Raw genomic sequence first — 1,015 nt, 5'->3', positions numbered from 1 at the left:
ATGGATATGGATGAGGCCGCGTCGCTCTACACGTCGGAGTTCATAGCCGCCTCGCCTGCCGGCGTCGTGACCGGAAAGAACGACGATCAACTCAAGCCAGTCATGGCTCAGGGCTATGCCCACTACCGGGCAATCGGAACGAAAGAGATGCGGATACGCGACATCGGCATCTCGCCGATCGACGAGCATCATTGCGTTGCCCATGTTGCGTGGACCGCGACCTATGCCCGCAAGGGTCAAGCGGACGTCGAGATAGATTTCGACGTTCACTACCTTGTCCGGAAACTCGACGGCGAGCCGAAGATATTCGGATGGGTGTCGGGCGATGAGCAGGCGCTGCTGAAGAAGCACGGCATCATCTGAGGTCCGCCGCTCCCATTCCCGGTTGTGCTCAGCCCCGTCCTCGGCTTCTGTGTGGTGGCCATCATTGGCTGTGTTTTCGAAGCGCGTCGACAATGACGTTGAAGGCCGGCGAGTTCTGGCGACTGCTTGGATAGGATAGGTAATAGCCGGCGAATTTCGGCGACCAATCGTCGAGCACGAGTTGCAGCCGTCCGGCGGCAACATGCGCCGTGACCAGATCCTCGGGCACATAGGCAAGCCCGCAGCCGGCAATGGCGGCGTCGACCATCGGCAGGGTCGAGTTGAACACGAGCTGGCCATCGACGCGGACGCGCAGAGCCTGGCCGGCCTTCTGGAATTCCCAGGCATAGAGGCCACCGGCGCTGGTCATGCGCAGGTTGATGCAATTGTGGCCGATCAGGTCTTGCGGCGCCTTCGGCACGCCACGTCCGGCGATGTAGGCCGGCGAGCCTACGGCAACAAGTCGCCAGTCCGGCCCGATGCGCACGGCGATCATGTCCTTCTCCACGCTTTCGCCAAGCCGCACGCCAGCATCGAAACCGCCTTCCACCACGTCCGTGAAGCGGTCCTCGATAACGATCTCCAGCACGATATCGGGATAAGCCGCGGCAAAGGCGCCGAGCCGCGGCGTCAGCACTAGATGCGCAGCGGT

2 protein-coding genes are annotated in these 1,015 nt (G+C 62.2%); one reads left to right on the top strand and one right to left on the bottom strand.

The window, feature by feature from the left end; all coding sequences use genetic code 11:
- Window positions 1-363 (top strand): nuclear transport factor 2 family protein (locus FJ980_RS34375; RefSeq protein ID WP_140547756.1); only part of this gene is annotated, 363 nt, incomplete at its 5' end.
- A 61-nt stretch (window positions 364-424) separates the two neighbouring features.
- Here FJ980_RS34375 and FJ980_RS34370 read toward each other — a convergent pair.
- On the bottom strand, window positions 425-1,015 hold a 591-nt coding region (locus FJ980_RS34370; RefSeq protein WP_246676705.1), incomplete at its 5' end, for a LysR substrate-binding domain-containing protein.

The organism is Mesorhizobium sp. B1-1-5 (genome assembly GCF_006443065.1).
Taxonomy (GTDB): Bacteria; Pseudomonadota; Alphaproteobacteria; order Rhizobiales; family Rhizobiaceae; genus Mesorhizobium.
Note: the sequence above shows the minus strand (reverse complement) of the source record. Positions and strands in the feature narration are given on the sequence as shown.